Below are 15,450 nucleotides of genomic sequence, written 5' to 3'. Positions count from 1 at the left end.
CCGACGCCTGCCCCCTCCCCGCAGCCCCTTTCCCCGAGGAGAGTGCGCCATCAACGCGTCCAGCCCTCCCGCTGCCGTCGAACTGCGCGGCATCACCAAGCGTTTCCCCGGCGTCGTCGCCAACCGCGACATCGACATCACGGTCCGCACGGGCACCGTCCACGCCCTGTGCGGTGAGAACGGCGCCGGCAAGTCCACCCTGATGAAGATCCTCTACGGCATGCAGCAGCCGGACGAGGGCACCATCACCGTGGGTGGCGAACAAGTCGTCTTCCACAACCCCGGCGACGCGATCGCCCGCGGCATCGGCATGGTGCACCAGCACTTCATGCTCGCCGACAACCTGACCGTGCTGGAGAACGTCGTCCTCGGCGCGGAGAAGCTGTACGGCATCGGCGGCAAGGCCCGCGCCAGGATCAAGGAGATCTCGGACGCGTACAGCCTGAACATCCGCCCCGACGTCCTCGTGGAGGAGCTGGGCGTCGCCGACCGCCAGCGCGTGGAGATCCTCAAGGTCCTCTACCGCGGCGCCAAGACCCTCATCCTGGACGAGCCCACCGCCGTCCTGGTCCCGCAGGAGGTCGACGCCCTCTTCGCCAACCTGCGCGAGCTGAAGGCCGAGGGCCTCACCGTCATCTTCATCTCCCACAAGCTGGGCGAGGTGCTGTCGGTCGCCGACGAGATCACCGTGATCCGGCGCGGCACCACCGTGGGCACGGTCGAGCCGCGGGGCACCACCCCCAAGCAGCTCGCCGAGCTGATGGTCGGCAGCGAACTGCCCACGCCGGAGACCGAGGAGTCCACGGTCACGGACGTCCCGATGCTGAAGCTGGACGGACTGCACCTGGTGCAGACCGACCTCGACGGCGTCGAGCGGATCATCCTGGACGAGATCTCCTTCACCATCCACAAGGGCGAGGTCCTGGGCATCGCCGGCGTGGAGGGCAACGGCCAGTCCGAGCTGGTCGAGGCGATCATGGGCATGCGCCACCCGGACGCCGGCGTCGTCACGCTCGACGGCACCGACATCTCCCACGCCCCGACCCGCCATCGCCGCGAGTCCGGCATCGGCTACATCCCCGAGGACCGCCACCGCCACGGCCTGCTCCTGGAAGCACCGCTGTGGGAGAACCGCATCCTCGGCCACGTCACCGAGAAGCCCAACTCGCGCGGCGGACTGCTCGACATCAAGGCGGCCCGCACCGACACCGAGCGGATCGTCGAGGCCTACGACGTCCGCACCCCCGGCATCGACGTGACCGCGGCCTCGCTGTCCGGCGGCAACCAGCAGAAGCTGATCGTCGGCCGCGAGATGAGCCACGACCCCAAGCTGCTCATCGCCGCCCACCCCACCCGCGGTGTGGACGTCGGCGCGCAGGCGGCCATCTGGGACTACATCCGTGAGGCCCGCCGCGAGGGCCTGGCGGTGCTGCTGATCTCCGCCGACCTGGACGAGCTGATCGGCCTCTCCGACACCCTGCGGGTGATGTACCGCGGCCGTCTGGTCGCCGACGCCGACCCCGCCACGATCACCCCCGAAGAGCTGGGCTCCGCCATGACGGGTGCGGCCACCGGCCACCTGGAGCACACAGAGGACGACGAGCGATGAAGAAGCTGACCCAACGCATCGACAAGGAGCGGCTGCTCCTCGGCATCGCCGCGCCGCTGCTGGCGATCGTCGCCGCGCTCGTCGTCACCACCCTGGTGATCCTCGCGACCGGCAAGGACCCCGGCGCCGCGTTCAGCGACATGGCGACCTACGGCTTCGCCAGCGACAGCCAGGTCTACATCCTGAACAAGGCGACGACGTACTACCTCGCGGGTGTCGCGGTGGCCATCGGCTTCCGCATGAACCTGTTCAACATCGGTGTCGACGGCCAGTACCGGCTCGCCGCGTTCATGGCCGCCGTCCTCGGCGGGGCGCTGACCGTGCCCGGCTGGATCGCCATCCCGCTGATCATCCTCTGCGCCATGGCGACCGGCGCCCTGTGGGCGTCCATCGCGGGCATCCTCAAGGTCACCCGGGGCGTCAGCGAGGTCATCTCGACCATCATGCTGAACTCGATCGCCACCGCGATCATCGCCTACCTGCTCCAGCCCGGGAAGCTCGGCCAGCTGGACCAGGCGGGCACCCTCGTCTCCACCAAGCCGCTGCCGTCGTCCTCGTACTTCTTCAGCTTCGACACCGGCCCGGCCGGCGTCCTGTGGGGCTTCATCGTCGTCGCCGTGCTCGTCGGCGTCGCGTACTGGTTCGTGCTCGGCCGTACCCGGTTCGGCTTCGACCTGCGCACCGTCGGCCAGTCGGAGAGCGCGGCCAGCGCGAGCGGCGTGTCCGTGAAGAAGATGGTCGCCACCAGCATGGTCATCTCGGGTGCGGTGGCCGGTCTGATCGGCATGCCGACCCTGCTCAACGACAGCCATCAGTTCAGCAACGACTTCCCGGCCGGCATCGGCTTCACCGGTATCGCCATCGCGCTGCTCGGCCGCAACAGCCCGATCGGCATCGCGCTCGGCGCCCTGCTGTGGGGCTTCCTGGAGCGCACCACCAACCACCTGGAATTCCAGGGCTACGACAAGGAAATCCTCGGCGTCATCCAGGGCGTCATCGTCCTGTGCGTCGTCATCGCATACGAGGTCGTACGCCGCTACGGCATGAAGCGCCAGCAGCAGAAGGTCGGCGCCGAACTCGCCGCCCAGGCCGCCGCCGCGACGAAGAAGCAGGAGGTGGCGTGATGACTGCCACGATGACCGACGCGCCGCCGCCGGCGGCCCCCAAGGCAGCGGGCGCCCCCCAGCGCTCCGGCCGCTCCCTGGGCCTCACCCTCATGATCGTCGCGGGCGCCCTGCTGCTCCTCGCCGCGGTCCGCATGATCACCGGCGCCAACCAGCTCGACTCCGCCGGCCAGGTCGCCGCCGCGCTCGGCCTGGCCGTGCCGATCGGCCTCGCCGGTCTCGCCGGCCTGTGGTCCGAGCGGGCCGGTGTGGTCAACATCGGCCTCGAGGGCATGATGATCCTCGGCACCTTCGGCGCCGGCTGGGTCGGCTGGCAGTCCAGCCCCTGGCTCGGCCTGCTGTGCGGTATCGGCTTCGGTGTCATCGGCGGTCTGGTGCACGCCGTCGCCACCGTCACCTTCGGCGTCGACCACATCGTCTCCGGTGTCGCCGTCAACCTGCTCGCGCTCGGCGCCACCCAGTACCTCGCCAAGCTGTTCTTCGCCGAGGGCAAGGCCTCGGAGGCGGGCGGCAACCCCAAGCAGTCCCCGCCGGCGGACTCGCTGCCGCACATCACCGTCCCCGGCCTCTCGGACGGCCTCTCGTCGATCGAGAAGCACCACTGGTTCCTGGTCTCCGACCTCGCCGGCATCGTCGGCGGTCTGGTCACCAACCTGTCCGTGGTCACGATCCTCGCCGTGCTGCTGTTCGTCGGCAGCTGGTGGCTGCTGTGGCGCACCCCGTTCGGGCTGCGGCTGCGCTCCTGCGGTGAGAACCCGACTGCCGCGGAGTCCCTCGGCGTCAACGTGTACAAGTACAAGTACGCGGCCGTGGCCGTCTCCGGCGGCCTCGCCGGCCTCGGCGGTGCCTTCCTCGCGCTGGTCACCTCGCACACCTACCTCGAGGGCCAGACCGGTGGCCGCGGTTACATCGGTCTCGCGGCGATGATCTTCGGTAACTGGCGCCCGGGCGGCCTGGCCATGGGCGCGGGCCTGTTCGGTTACTCCGACGCGCTCCAGCTCCGCAACGGCGGTGTCACCGTCCACGCCCTGCTCCTCCTGCTGGTCGTCCTGCTCGCGCTGCTCGCCGGCTGGAAGATGTACAAGAAGGCACACTGGCAGGGCGGGATCGCCCTCATGACGGCTGCGCTGGTCCTGGTCTGGTACCTGTTCACCGACGAGGTCCCGAGCGACTTCGTGGGCGCCACCCCGTACGTCGTCACCCTGCTCGTGCTGTCGCTGTCCGCGCAGCGTCTGCGGATGCCGAAGGCGGACGGCATGCGCTACCGGAAGGGTCAGGGCAAGTGACTCAGGGATCCGACACGTTCGACTGGGAGGCGCTGCGCGCCGAGGCGCGGGAGGCCATGTCCCACGCCTACGCCCCCTACTCGGGGTACCCGGTCGGCGTGGCGGCCCTGGTCGACGACGGACGCACGGTCAGCGGCTGCAACGTCGAGAACGCCTCCTACGGGCTCGGCCTGTGCGCCGAGTGCGGGCTGGTCTCGGAGCTGCAGCGCACGGGCGGCGGCCGGCTGACCCACTTCAGCTGCGTGGACGGCGAGGGCGCCCTGCTGGTCCCGTGCGGCCGCTGCCGCCAGCTGCTGTACGAGTTCGGCGGCCCGGATCTCCTCCTGGACACCCCCGCGGGCGTCCTCCCGCTCTCGGAGATGCTGCCCCAGGCCTTCGGCCCGGACCATCTCACCAAGTAACGCCGTACGGCCCCCCTGCCCCGCTCGCAGGGGGGCCGCACACTTCGCACCTCCCGGAAGGAACCACACCAGCCATGGCCATGGACGCCATCTCCGTGATCCGCACCAAGCGGGACCGCGGCGAGCTGACCGACGAGCAGATCGACTGGGTCATCGACGCGTACACCCGCGGTGAGGTCGCCGACTACCAGATGGCCGCGCTCAACATGGCGATCCTGCTGAACGGCATGAACCGCCGCGAGATCGCCACCTGGACCGCGGCCATGATTGCCTCCGGCGAGCGCATGGACTTCTCGTCGCTGTCCCGCCCGACGGCCGACAAACACTCCACCGGCGGCGTCGGCGACAAGATCACCCTCCCGCTGGCGCCCCTCGTCGCGGCCTGCGGCGCCGCCGTCCCGCAGCTCTCCGGCCGGGGCCTCGGCCACACCGGCGGCACCCTGGACAAGCTGGAGTCGATCCCCGGCTGGCGCGCGCTGCTGTCGAACGAGGAGATGCTGCACGTCCTCGACACCACCGGCGCGGTGATCTGCGCGGCGGGCGACGGCCTGGCCCCCGCGGACAAGAAGCTGTACGCGCTCCGGGACGTCACCGGCACGGTCGAGGCGATCCCGCTGATCGCTTCCTCGATCATGTCCAAGAAGATCGCCGAGGGCACCGGCTCGCTGGTCCTGGACGTGAAGGTCGGCACGGGCGCCTTCATGAAGACGATCGAGGACGCCCGCGAGCTGGCCTCCACGATGGTCGGCCTCGGCACCGACCACGGCGTGAAGACGGTCGCGCTCCTGACGGACATGTCGACCCCGCTCGGCCTGACGGCGGGCAACGCCCTAGAGGTCCGCGAGTCGGTCGAGGTCCTGGCGGGCGGCGGCCCCGCGGACGTCGTCGAGCTGACGATCGCCCTGGCCCGCGAGATGCTGGACGCGGCCGGCGTCAAGGACGCCGACCCGGCGAAGGCGCTGGCCGACGGCTCGGCGATGGACGTCTGGCGCCGGATGATCGCGGCGCAGGGCGGCGATCCGGACGCCGAGCTGCCCACGTCGAAGGAGCAGCACGTCATCAAGGCCCCGTCCTCCGGTGTCCTGACCCGGCTCGACGCCTACGACATCGGCATCGCCGCCTGGCGCCTGGGCGCCGGCCGCGCCCGCAAGGAGGACCCGGTGCAGGCGGCGGCGGGCGTCGAGATGCACGCCAAGCCGGGCGACACCGTGACCGAGGGCCAGCCCCTCCTCACCCTGCACACCGACACCCCCGAGCGCTTCGAGTACGCGCTCCAGGCGGTGCAGGGTGCGTACGACATCGCGGCGACGGGCACGGGCTTCCAGGCCACGCCGGTGGTGCTGGAACGAATCGCCTGACCTGCGGTTTCCTCTCCCGCGCGAACGGGACCGGTGGATCGCCACCGGTCCCGTTCGGCATGTTGGGATCGGTGACGCACCGATAGGAGACCGCCGTGAGCGCACTCACCGTCAGCCAGGACCCCGACCAGAACTGGGACGACCCCGTCCGGTACTGGAGGAGACGGAGTGGCCCGAGGGCAGCAAGGTGGAGATCATCGAGGGGATCATCACCGTGTCACCTGCTCCCGCCTACGGCCACAACGTGATCGCGGCCCGAGTTCCCCGCCGACTGACGCGGCCTCACCCCAGCACCGCCGCCACTCCCACCAGCACCGGCACCGACACGACCGTCGACAGCAGGATCGACTCCCTCGCCAGGCCCTCGGCCACCCGGTAGCGGCTCGCGTAGGTGAACAGGTTCTGGGCGGCCGGGAGGGCGGAGGTCACCACGACGTCCAGCAGTGGGGCGCCGTGCAGCCCGAAGACCGCGCTCGCCAGCACCCACGCCACGAGCGGCTGCCCGAGCGACTTCAACGCCACCGACAGCAGGACCAGCTGCCTGTCCCGCCCCCGCCCAAGGGCCGCGCCACCGTGCAGGGACATGCCGAAGGCCAGCAGCGCCGCCGGGACGGACATGTTGCCGATCAGGGTGAGCGGGTTCATGAGCGGGCCGGGTAGGTGCAGGCCCGCCGCCGACACCACCACCCCGGACAGGGAGCCGACCGCTATCGGGTTCCGGAGCGGCGTCAGCAGGCGCCGCCACACCGTGCCTTTCTCGCCCATGCCGGAGAGGTCCAGGACGGTGAGGGCGACGGGGGTGACCAGGACGACCTGGAAGAGCAGCACCGGCGCCACCAGCGACGCGTCGCCCAGAACGTACGCGGCGATCGGGATGCCCAGGTTGCCCGAGTTGACGTAGCCGGAGCACAGGGCGCCGATCGTCGTACGGCCCACCCCCCAGCGCCGTAGCGCGCCGATCGCCACGAAGGTCCCGCAGACCGCCGCCGTGCTCAGTGCCGTCACCAGCAGCCGGCTGGAGAAGAGGACGGAGAGGTCGGCCCGCGCGAGGGTCGTGAAGAGGAGCGCGGGGCCGGCCACGGTGAAGGCCAGCCTCGTCAGCACCTCACCGCCCTGCGTGCCGAGCGTCCCCCGCCGCCCGAGCACATAGCCCACCCCGATGACGACCGCGATCACCGCGAACCCGCTCAGCACCCCCGCCACAGGGCCACCCTCCGTGGGGGAGCGGCGCAGGTCAATGTGATGTTGAGCGGAGCCGGGCCGTCCGCGAGGTGCCGGTCGGTCTGAGGTCGGTGTGGTGCTGGGCGGGCCGGGCCGTTCGGGAGGCGCAGGTCGGTGTGGTGCAGGGCGGAGCCGGGCCGTCCGCGAGGCGCAGGTCGGTCTGAGGTCGGTGTGGTGCCGGGCGTCGGCGATGAGTTGGGGCTGTTGTGCCGGTCTACCGCACGTGGATGCCAAGACCCCAGCCGTACTCGTGCTGCCCGGACCCGTCAGTCGCGCTCAGGTGCCGGTGCTGTGTGCCGAGGTGCGGGTGTTGCTGGAGGGCGGCGGGGGCGGGGTGGTCGTGTGCGACGTGGGCGGGGTCGGGCCGCCGGGGCTGGCGGTCGTGGAGCTGCTGGCCCGGCTGGAGCTGGCCGCCCGCCGGGCCGGCGGGCGGATCCGGTTGCGGGACGCCGATCCCGCGCTACACGCCCTTCTGGACCTCGTCGGGCTCCGCTTCCAGGTGGAGGGGCAGATCGAAGAGCGGGAACCAGCGCTGGGTGTCGAGGAAGAAGTGGAACCCGGTCAGCCTGCCGTCTGAGATCTCCAGGACCTGCACGGCCCAGGGGCTGTAGCCGCCGGTGTCCGGGTCGGGCTTGTACTGGGCGAAGCCGGGCAGGCCGTTGACCTGTACGGGGAGCAGCCGGGAGCCCTCGCATGCGGAGCCGATGGTGGTCATGAAGCCGGTGATGTCCTCGTGTCCGGTCAGCCACAGGTCGAACGGCGGCATCGTCATGATGGCGTCCTCGTGGAGGAGCGCCGTCAGCGCCGTCATGTCGTACCCCTCGAAGGCCGCGACATAGCGCTCGAGGAGTTTCTGCTGCTCCGCGTCGAGCGGGTCGGAGACCTCCGCGTGGGCGCCGGACTGCTCCCGCTCGGCCAGCGTGGCCCGGGCTCGTTGCAGCGCGCTGTTGACGGATGCGACCGTGGTGCCCAGCAGTTCGGCGACCTCGCTCGCCTTCCAGGCCAGCACCTCACGCAGGATCAGCACCGCCCGCTGCTTGGGCGGCAGCTGCTGCAGGGCTGCCATGAACGCGAGCCGGACGGACTCCTTGGCCACCGCCGCCTCCGCCGGATCGTCCACCCTCGGCAGCACGCGCGCGTCCGGCACCGGTTCCAGCCAGGTGTTGTCGGGGCGCGGCGCGAGCGCCGCCTGGGCCAGCGGGGTCGACTCGGTCAGGTCCATCGGCCGCGCCCGCTTGCTGCCCGCCGTCAGCATGTCCAGGCACACGTTCGTCGCGATCCGGTACAGCCACGAGCGCAGGGAGGACCGGCCCTCGAACTTGTCGTAGCTCCGCCAGGCCCGCACCAGGGTGTCCTGTACCGCGTCCTCGGCCTCGAAGGAGGAACCGAGCATCCGGTAGCAGTACCCGGTCAGCTCGGTCCGGTGCTTCTCCAGTGCGACGTCGAGATCCGCCGTCGCCGTGCTGTCGCCCATCGTCCACCCACCCCTGCGGCTGTTCCCGTGGCACACCTTCGCGCCACTTGGGAAGCTACCGCAGGGGACTGACAACGGCCCCCGGAGTCGGGAAACGCGCAGGTGAGAAGTGGGTGCTTCAGTGCGCGCCCACCGGCTCGCGCCGGGCCGCGACCCGGGCCGCACGGGAGCCGAGGACCGTGATGGCGACGACGCCGAGGACCGCCAGGAGGCCGACGCCGACCGTGCCGGTCCAGCCGTTCGCGCGGAAGGCCAGCGCGCCGGCCGTGCTGCCCACGCTGGAGCCGACGTAGTACGCGGACTGGTACAGCGCCGAGGCCTGGGCCCGGCCGTGGGTGGCCGTCTTGCCGACCGCCGAGGAGGCGACCGCGTGCCCGGCGAAGAAGCCCGCCGTGATCAGCACCAGGCCCGGCAGGACCAGCGGCAGGGAGCCGGCCAGGGACAGCAGCAGACCCGCCGCCGTCGTACCGCCCGCCAAGTACAGCGCGCCCCGGCGGCCGAACCGTCCCACCAGCCGGCCCGCGGCGGACGCCGAGACCGTGCCCACCAGGTAGATCAGGAAGACCGAGCCCACGATGCCCTGCGGCAGCCCGAACGGCTCCGCCGTCAGCCGGTATCCGATCACCGTGTACACGCCGCCGAACACCGTCATGAACAGCGCGCCGATCGCGTACAGGCGGCGCAGCAGCGGGTCGGACAGGTGGTCGCGGACCGTGCCGAGCAGGACCTGCGGGCGCAGGGAACCGGCCTTGAAGTGCCGGGGCGCCGGCAGCAGCAGCCGGAAGGCCACCGCGCAGGCGACGGCGAGCGCGCCGATCACGCCGACCGAGACCCGCCAGCCCCACTCCTGCGCGACCCAGCCGGTGATCACCCGGCCGCTCATCCCGCCGACGCTGTTGCCCGCCACGAACAGCCCGATCGCCGTGACCAGTGCCTTGGGCCGCACCTCCTCGGCCAGGTACGCCGCCGCCGAGGCCGGAAGTCCGGCCAGCGCGGCGCCCTGCACCGCCCGCAGCACCACCAGCGTGCCGAGCGACGGCGCGAAGGGCACCAGCATGCCGAGCGTGACGGCGACGGCCAGGGAGGCCGTCATCACCGTGCGGCGGCCGAAGCGCTCCGACAGGGCGCTCATCGGCAGGACGAACAGGGCCAGCCCGCCGGTCGCTGCCGCCACCGTCCAGCTCGCCTCGCTCGCCGCGACCCCGAACTCCCCGGAGATCAGCGGCAGCAGCGCCTGGGTGGAGTACAGGAGGGCGAAGGTGGCGACTCCGGCGAGGAAGAGGGCGAAGCTCATCCGGCGGTAGCCGGGGCCGCCGGGGGTCATGCGGGTGTCGGAGCCGGAAGCAGGGACGGACGGAACGGCGTCCACGACGGTGGACGCCCCGGTACTGGCGGGAGACATGCTTCGACCGTAGGTACGGCGCCCCTCATCCGTCCAATGCATGGAATCGCCATAATCGTTCCCATGGAGCATCAGCAGAGGTCACAGGCGCGGCTGTCACCGTCCGGTGACACAGAAGACATGAGCGAGATGTCGCGGCTGCTCGCGCCCCGCCTCGCGTACTTCGCCGGTGTGGCCCGCACCGAGCACGTCACCCGGGCCGCGCTGGAGATGAACGTCCCGCAGTCCACGCTGTCCCGGGCGATGGCCCGTCTGGAGCAGGACCTGGGCGTCGACCTGTTCGCCCGCCACGGCCGCACGGTATCCCTGACCACCGCAGGCCGCACCTTCCTGGTCTCCGTCGAGCGGGCCCTCGCCGAGATCGACCGCGCCGCCGAGGAGGTCCGCGCGGACGCCGACCCGGCCACCGGCAAGGTCGCCTTCGGCTTCCTGCACACCATGGGTGCCGAGACCGTACCCGGTCTGCTGCACGCCTTCCGCGCCGACCACCCGCGCGTCCGCTTCAGCCTGGTCCAGAACTACGGCGAGGCCATGCTGGAGCGGCTGCGGGCGGGGGAGCTGGATCTCTGTCTGACCTCACCGGTACCGGACGCTCCCGACCTGGTCGCCCGCCGCCTGGACGAGCAGAAACTGCGCCTGGTCGTCCCCGCGGACCACCGTCTGGCCGCCCGGCGCCGCATCCGCCTGGCCGAGGCGGCCGACGAAACCTTCGTCACCCTGGAGCCGGGCTACGGCCTGCGGCGGATCACCGACGACCTGTGCCGCGAGGTCGGCTTCAAGCCCCGCATCGCCTTCGAGGGCGAGGAGGCGGAGACGCTCAGGGGCCTGGTGGCGGCCGGACTGGGAGTGGCGCTGCTGCCACCGCCGACCGTCCCCCGCCCGGGCGTGGTGGAACTGACGGTCACGGCGCCGAGGGCGGTCCGTGAGATCGGCGTCGCCTGGCTGGCCGACCGTCCGGACACACCCCCGGTGGCCGCGTTCAAGAAGTTCCTGCTGTCCCGGAGGGGCAACTTGCTGCCCACCTGAGGGCAACCGGCCCGGTACGCGGCTAACCGCGCGCCAAGCCACGGCCTACGCGCACCCGAAGCCCACGGTTCCTGGCACTCCCGCGGCCTACGCGCACCCCGAAGCCCCCGGGCCCTGCCGCTTCCACGGCCTACCCGAATTCCGAAGCCCACGACCCCTGCGGCTTCCACGGCCTACGCGCACCCCAAGCCCACGGGTCCTACCGCTTCCACGACCGCCCGAACCCCGCGGCCAACGGCATGCGCAGTCCGATCGGTGGCGGCGCGGCGAGCGCGTCCTCCACCGGGCGGGACACGGAGTGCCCGAACAGCGCCCCCATCACGAAGTCGGACGCGAGGCACAGCACCTCCTCCCGGTGACCGTTCAACCCGTGCCCGTCGGTGTGCACTTCGAACCGGCACACCTCCCGGTTCGCCTTCTTCGCCCTCGCCGCGAACCGGAAGGACAGCTCGGGATCGGTGCGTTCGTCGTTCGTGCCGTGCACGATCAGCACCCGGCGCCCGGCAAGCTGCTTCACCGGCTCCGCAGGGGCGGCGACGTCCTCCTCGGGGAGCCATGGGGCCAGCGCGACCACGGAGTTGACGGCCTCGTGGCCGCCGGCCCGGAGCGCCGCACGTCCGCCCATGTCGATCCCGGCCAGGCAGACGGGCACGTCCCCGTACCGCCGTACGACCTCGTCGGCGGCCCATTCGGCGTCCGCCGCCAGATGCGCTTCGCTGCCGTTCCAGCCCCGGTAGCGGTAGCGGACGTGATGGACGGCCAGTCCTTCGTCGCGGCCCGCGCGGGCGAACGCGCGGCCCAGGGAGCGGACGAGCGTCATGGCCCGGACGGGGGACGGGCGGCGGGCCGAGGTCTCCTCGCCGCCGGGGAGCAGCAGTACCGCTCCGCCCACCGACGTCGGCTCCGGGCCGACTGCCTTCCCCAGCCCGGCCGTTCGGACCGGCGTCGCTTGCTGTCCCATGACAGAACAGTGTCAGAAGGCGTGGTGTACGAAACCCGTACGTGCGGTCACCGTTGCGTATCGACGGAAAAGTGCCGCAAAACAACTCACGCGTACACCGGGCGCTCTACGCGCGTAGGCGTTAGAGTGCGGAAATGACGAGCCAGACTCCGCCGACGGGGGCCGTCCCGGCGCACGTTCCGACGCCGGACCAGATCCGCCGGGCGCCCAAGGTAGTGCTGCACGATCATCTCGACGGCGGACTCCGCCCGGGGACCGTCGTCGATCTCGCCCGCGAGACGGGCTACCCCGACCTTCCCGAGACCGACCCGGACAAGCTGGGTATCTGGTTCCACGAGGCCGCCGACTCCGGCTCGCTGGAACGGTATCTGGAGACTTTCCGGCACACCGTCGGCGTGATGCAGACCCGGGACGCCCTGATCCGGGTCGCCCGCGAGTGCGCCGAGGACCTGGCCGAGGACGGGGTCGTCTACGCCGAGGTGCGCTACGCACCCGAACAGCACCTCGATGCGGGGCTGACCCTGGAAGAGGTGGTCGAAGCCGTCAACGAGGGGTTCCGGCAGGGCGAGCGGCTCGCCCGGGAGAACGGCCGGCGCATCCGGGTCGGCGCCCTGCTGACCGCCATGCGGCATGCGGCCCGCTCCCTGGAGATCGCCGAACTCGCCAACCGGCACCGGGACTGCGGCGTGGTCGGCTTCGACATCGCCGGTGCCGAGGCCGGCTACCCGCCCACCCGGCACCTGGACGCCTTCGAGTACCTCAAGCGCGAGAACAACCACTTCACCATCCACGCCGGCGAGGCCTTCGGGCTGCCGTCCATCTGGCAGGCGCTGCAGTGGTGCGGCGCCGACCGGCTCGGGCACGGCGTGCGGATCATCGACGACATCGAGGTCCGCGAGGACGGCTCGGTCAAGCTCGGCCGGCTCGCGTCGTACGTGCGGGACAAGCGGATCCCGCTGGAGCTGTGCCCCAGTTCCAACCTGCAGACCGGGGCGGCGACCTCCTACGCCGAGCATCCGCTCGGGCTGCTGCGCCGGCTGCACTTCAGGGCCACCGTGAACACCGACAACCGGCTGATGTCGCACACCACCATGAGCCGTGAATTCGAGCACCTCGTCGAGGCGTTCGGTTACACGCTCGACGACATGCAGTGGTTCTCCGTCAATGCGATGAAATCAGCGTTCATTCCTTTCGATGAACGACTCGCGATGATCAATGACGTGATCAAGCCTGGATATGCCGAGCTGAAATCCGAATGGCTGTTCCGGCAGACCGCCTCCACCAGCGGTTCTGTGGAGATCGGAGACTAGCGGCCCGACGCCGCTCGACCCGGAATGCGGACGCACTTTCACAAGGCGTCCGCATTTCGGTGTTTGCGGGGGGCGGCCCGGGATGTTTACGGTCGTGGACCGCTCAAACGTTTTGTGATCACCCGTCTCCGCATTCAAGGACGCATTCACGATGAAGCAGTCTGCTGCCAAGACCCTCGGTGTCGCCGCCCTCGGTGCCGCTATCGCCGCCGTCGGTGCGGGCGCGGCCAACGCCGCCCCGGCCACCCCGGACGCCGGCCGGACCCTGGACACCGTCACCAAGACGCTGCCCCCCGAGAAGGTCATCGAGGCGCTGCCCGACAGCGGTGCGTTGAAGACGGCCAAGCCCGTGGCCAAGCGCGGGGTCGCCGCCGCGATGCCGGCCGTCGGCAAGGGTGTGGCCGCAGCGAAGCCTGCCGCCGCGAGCGTCCTCGCCGAGAGCCCGACCAAGCCGGCCGCCGGCCTGCTCGGCGGAATGCCGGTGAAGGGCCTGCCCACGCACGGGGCGCCGGTCAACGGGATCCCGGTCGGCTGAGGCCACTCTCCCCGACGACGCCGACGGGGCGCTCCGGTGTGTCCGGAAGCGCCCCTCTGGTGTGCGCGGGACCGGGGGCCTCACCAGGCGGTACCGGTCTTGCTCTCCGCCGGCAGCAGCAGCCACAGCGCTATGTAGAGCAGGAACTGCGGGCCCGGCAGCAGACAGGACACCAGGAAGATCACCCGCATCGTCGTCGCGGAGGTGCCGAAGCGGCGGGCCAGGGCGGCGCACACTCCGCCGATCATGCGGCCGTGGGTGGGGCGGGCAAGGGCGGTCATGTGGGTTCCTCCGTGGTCGTCGGGCCGCTGCCGGGCCGTGATCGGGGCCGCCCGAGTGGCGTCCCCAGCTGTCTTCCACGGTAGGGAGACGAACAGGACGAAGCGTCGATCTACGGGGCGATCCCGACCCTGGGAATCGTCGGGGTACGCCCCTGAGACAGCCCCTCCTGGACGGTGATCTGCTGCTCGGCCGTGCCGGACTCCCGCGCGCCCCGCCGCCGCAGCCATGCGCGGCCCGCCGGTACGACGGCCAGGTGGGCCACGATGACGCCCAGCGTGTTCAGCAGCATCGAGTCGACGTCCACGACCCGGCCCGGCACGCCGGTCTGCAACAGGGCGATGCCCAGGGAGATCAGGGTGCCCGCCGCGGCCGTACGGGCCAGGGAGGCCGGCGTGGAGACGACGAGCCGGCCGTGCGCCATCGGCAGCAGCACACCCAGCGGCGCGAGCAGCGCGAGGCCCTCGCCGAGGGGTCTGCCGGCCTGCGGCCAGCCCAGCGCGAGGTCGGCACGGATGCCGGCCAGCGGATGCAGGTTCGGGGGCATCACCCAGGGGACGTCCAGGGGGCGCAGCATCAGCCAGGCGACGAGAGCGAGATGCGCGACGAGGAGGACACCCCCTGTCACACGGATGCGGATTGCGGCGCTGCCGCGGATGGAGCCTTGACGCTGCACGAACCCCAAGACGCGGGAGCAGGGCCGATTGGTTCCGCGCCGGAAGCATTCTGCGTGGCCATCCTGTGCGGCAGCCGGACGGAGAGGGGCCGCCTGCAGGCACCGACAGGGTGCCTGGGGGCGGTGTCCTGCGGACGCTCTCCGCTACTGATCTCAGCCACCGCAGCGGATGCCCCGATGGCCGGCTCAGTCGTCGGCCGCGACGACGAGGGAGATCTGCCCGGCTGATCGGCTCAGTCGTCGGCCGCGACGACGAGGGAGATCTGCCCGGCCGAGCGGTCGATCAGCACGAACTCGTGGAAGCAGTCGTGCACACGTCCCCAGTCATGAATCGCCTCATCACCGAGTTCGCCGAGACAGTAGATGCCATCGGCTGCAGCCAGGCGGTCGAACACCTCCCGCTGCAGACCGTCCTCCAGCTCGGCGGGCACGTCCCAGAGCGGATCCACCCACTCCCGCAGGATCCGTACGGCCTTCTCCTGGCTGACGGGCTCGTAGAGGTCGGGAGTGATCAACCGCAGCCAATACGGACCGTGCCGGGGCCCCTCAGGCAGCACTCCACCGCCTGCGTAGTCGTCCCGGAACTGCTCATGCCCGATCAGTGCGGCAAGCAGCTCTCTGTCGTCCGCGGACTCCGCAGAGAAGCGGAGCTGCTTGACGTCGACCCACCGAAACCCGTGCTCCTTCGGATCCCGGACGTAGTGTCGGAAGTTGACGAAGGCGCTTCCCTCATGAGCGAGCTCGTTGTCCACGGCGCCAGCCTAAGGGGCGGGCAAGGGGACCCCTGC

General features: G+C 71.1%; 16 protein-coding genes and 1 pseudogene. 10 read left to right on the top strand and 7 right to left on the bottom strand.

What is annotated here, in order from left to right; translation table 11 throughout:
* The first annotated feature begins 82 nt into the window (after nt 1–82).
* From ACZ4SF_RS07395 to ACZ4SF_RS07370, 6 genes and pseudogenes are all read left to right on the top strand, one after another.
* The gene (locus ACZ4SF_RS07395) at nt 83–1,609 is read left to right on the top strand and encodes an ABC transporter ATP-binding protein (protein WP_468380418.1); all 1,527 of its coding nucleotides are present in this window, start codon (nt 83–85) and stop codon (nt 1,607–1,609) included.
* The gene (locus ACZ4SF_RS07390) at nt 1,606–2,733 is read left to right on the top strand and encodes an ABC transporter permease (protein WP_468379502.1); all 1,128 of its coding nucleotides are present in this window, start codon (nt 1,606–1,608) and stop codon (nt 2,731–2,733) included. The genes ACZ4SF_RS07395 and ACZ4SF_RS07390 overlap by 4 nt, the downstream gene beginning before the upstream one ends.
* Nucleotides 2,733–4,019, top strand: coding sequence for an ABC transporter permease (locus ACZ4SF_RS07385; protein WP_468379499.1), 1,287 nt, complete (start codon nt 2,733–2,735; stop codon nt 4,017–4,019). Before ACZ4SF_RS07390 ends, ACZ4SF_RS07385 begins: the two co-directional genes overlap by 1 nt.
* Nucleotides 4,016–4,420, top strand: coding sequence for a cytidine deaminase (locus tag ACZ4SF_RS07380; protein WP_468379496.1), 405 nt, complete (start codon nt 4,016–4,018; stop codon nt 4,418–4,420). The genes ACZ4SF_RS07385 and ACZ4SF_RS07380 overlap by 4 nt, the downstream gene beginning before the upstream one ends.
* Nucleotides 4,421–4,494: 74 nt before the next feature.
* Nucleotides 4,495–5,778: a thymidine phosphorylase gene (locus ACZ4SF_RS07375; RefSeq protein ID WP_468379493.1), complete on the top strand. Its 1,284-nt coding sequence runs from the start codon at nt 4,495–4,497 to the stop codon at nt 5,776–5,778.
* 95 nt (nt 5,779–5,873) lie between these two features.
* A pseudogene (locus ACZ4SF_RS07370) lies at nt 5,874–6,052 on the top strand (Uma2 family endonuclease); the annotation flags it as partial.
* An 8-nt stretch (nt 6,053–6,060) separates the two neighbouring features.
* On the opposite strand, the gene ACZ4SF_RS07365 reads toward ACZ4SF_RS07370, so the two are convergent.
* Complete coding sequence (locus tag ACZ4SF_RS07365; protein WP_468379490.1) at nt 6,061–6,981, bottom strand: AEC family transporter; 921 nt, start codon at nt 6,979–6,981, stop codon at nt 6,061–6,063.
* A gap of 208 nt (nt 6,982–7,189) precedes the next feature.
* Here ACZ4SF_RS07365 and ACZ4SF_RS07360 point away from each other — a divergent pair, with 208 nt between their 5' ends.
* Nucleotides 7,190–7,576 (top strand): STAS domain-containing protein, encoded by a 387-nt coding sequence (locus ACZ4SF_RS07360; RefSeq protein ID WP_468379487.1) that lies wholly within the window; start codon nt 7,190–7,192, stop codon nt 7,574–7,576.
* Here the strand turns inward: ACZ4SF_RS07360 and ACZ4SF_RS07355 are convergent.
* Nucleotides 7,460–8,473, bottom strand: coding sequence for a sigma-70 family RNA polymerase sigma factor (locus ACZ4SF_RS07355; RefSeq protein ID WP_468379485.1), 1,014 nt, complete (start codon nt 8,471–8,473; stop codon nt 7,460–7,462). The genes ACZ4SF_RS07360 and ACZ4SF_RS07355 overlap by 117 nt on opposite strands.
* 118 nt (nt 8,474–8,591) lie before the next feature.
* The gene (locus ACZ4SF_RS07350; protein WP_468379483.1) at nt 8,592–9,875 is read right to left on the bottom strand and encodes an MFS transporter; all 1,284 of its coding nucleotides are present in this window, start codon (nt 9,873–9,875) and stop codon (nt 8,592–8,594) included.
* 63 nt (nt 9,876–9,938) lie between these two features.
* Here ACZ4SF_RS07350 and ACZ4SF_RS07345 point away from each other — a divergent pair, with 63 nt between their 5' ends.
* Nucleotides 9,939–10,901 carry a LysR family transcriptional regulator gene (locus ACZ4SF_RS07345; protein ID WP_468379480.1) on the top strand — a complete coding sequence of 321 codons (963 nt, stop codon included), beginning with the start codon at nt 9,939–9,941 and terminating at the stop codon, nt 10,899–10,901.
* A 199-nt stretch (nt 10,902–11,100) separates the two neighbouring features.
* Here ACZ4SF_RS07345 and ACZ4SF_RS07340 read toward each other — a convergent pair whose 3' ends face one another.
* The gene (locus ACZ4SF_RS07340; protein WP_468379477.1) at nt 11,101–11,862 is read right to left on the bottom strand and encodes a prolyl oligopeptidase family serine peptidase; all 762 of its coding nucleotides are present in this window, start codon (nt 11,860–11,862) and stop codon (nt 11,101–11,103) included.
* A 134-nt stretch (nt 11,863–11,996) separates the two neighbouring features.
* Between ACZ4SF_RS07340 and ACZ4SF_RS07335 the strand changes: the two genes are divergently transcribed.
* Nucleotides 11,997–13,172 carry an adenosine deaminase gene (locus tag ACZ4SF_RS07335; protein WP_468379474.1) on the top strand — a complete coding sequence of 392 codons (1,176 nt, stop codon included), beginning with the start codon at nt 11,997–11,999 and terminating at the stop codon, nt 13,170–13,172.
* A 151-nt stretch (nt 13,173–13,323) separates the two neighbouring features.
* Complete coding sequence (locus ACZ4SF_RS07330) at nt 13,324–13,707, top strand: ATP-binding protein (protein ID WP_468379472.1); 384 nt, start codon at nt 13,324–13,326, stop codon at nt 13,705–13,707.
* Between the two features lie 80 nt (nt 13,708–13,787).
* Here the strand turns inward: ACZ4SF_RS07330 and ACZ4SF_RS07325 are convergent, their stop codons facing one another.
* The 3 genes from ACZ4SF_RS07325 to ACZ4SF_RS07315 all read right to left on the bottom strand — a co-directional run bounded on the left by ACZ4SF_RS07325 (nt 13,788) and on the right by ACZ4SF_RS07315 (nt 15,414).
* Nucleotides 13,788–13,988 (bottom strand): PspC domain-containing protein, encoded by a 201-nt coding sequence (locus ACZ4SF_RS07325; RefSeq protein WP_468379470.1) that lies wholly within the window; start codon nt 13,986–13,988, stop codon nt 13,788–13,790.
* Between the two features lie 110 nt (nt 13,989–14,098).
* A complete protein-coding gene (locus ACZ4SF_RS07320; protein ID WP_468379467.1) occupies nt 14,099–14,662 on the bottom strand; it encodes a VanZ family protein in 564 nt (187 codons plus the stop codon).
* Nucleotides 14,663–14,895: 233 nt separating this feature from the next.
* Nucleotides 14,896–15,414: a hypothetical protein gene (locus ACZ4SF_RS07315; RefSeq protein WP_468379465.1), complete on the bottom strand. Its 519-nt coding sequence runs from the start codon at nt 15,412–15,414 to the stop codon at nt 14,896–14,898.
* Nucleotides 15,415–15,450: the final 36 nt, after the last annotated feature.

The sequence above is a fragment of the Streptomyces sp. NPDC027663 genome (genome assembly GCF_055566415.1).
This window is presented reverse-complemented; position numbering and strand designations above follow the sequence as displayed.

What these genes read in the sequence shown, in the direction of transcription:
- ACZ4SF_RS07335 (WP_468379474.1), top strand. Translation starts at nt 11,997, where the DNA reads ATGACGAGCCAGACTCCGCCGACGGGGGCCGTCCCGGCGCACGTTCCG.
- ACZ4SF_RS07385 (WP_468379499.1), top strand. Translation starts at nt 2,733, where the DNA reads ATGACTGCCACGATGACCGACGCGCCGCCGCCGGCGGCCCCCAAGGCA.
- ACZ4SF_RS07360 (WP_468379487.1), top strand. Translation starts at nt 7,190, where the DNA reads ATGAGTTGGGGCTGTTGTGCCGGTCTACCGCACGTGGATGCCAAGACC.
- ACZ4SF_RS07355 (WP_468379485.1), bottom strand. Translation starts at nt 8,473, where the DNA reads ATGGGCGACAGCACGGCGACGGCGGATCTCGACGTCGCACTGGAGAAG.
- ACZ4SF_RS07390 (WP_468379502.1), top strand. Translation starts at nt 1,606, where the DNA reads ATGAAGAAGCTGACCCAACGCATCGACAAGGAGCGGCTGCTCCTCGGC.
- ACZ4SF_RS07340 (WP_468379477.1), bottom strand. Translation starts at nt 11,862, where the DNA reads ATGGGACAGCAAGCGACGCCGGTCCGAACGGCCGGGCTGGGGAAGGCA.
- ACZ4SF_RS07375 (WP_468379493.1), top strand. Translation starts at nt 4,495, where the DNA reads ATGGCCATGGACGCCATCTCCGTGATCCGCACCAAGCGGGACCGCGGC.
- ACZ4SF_RS07345 (WP_468379480.1), top strand. Translation starts at nt 9,939, where the DNA reads ATGGAGCATCAGCAGAGGTCACAGGCGCGGCTGTCACCGTCCGGTGAC.
- ACZ4SF_RS07330 (WP_468379472.1), top strand. Translation starts at nt 13,324, where the DNA reads ATGAAGCAGTCTGCTGCCAAGACCCTCGGTGTCGCCGCCCTCGGTGCC.
- ACZ4SF_RS07325 (WP_468379470.1), bottom strand. Translation starts at nt 13,988, where the DNA reads ATGACCGCCCTTGCCCGCCCCACCCACGGCCGCATGATCGGCGGAGTG.
- ACZ4SF_RS07350 (WP_468379483.1), bottom strand. Translation starts at nt 9,875, where the DNA reads ATGTCTCCCGCCAGTACCGGGGCGTCCACCGTCGTGGACGCCGTTCCG.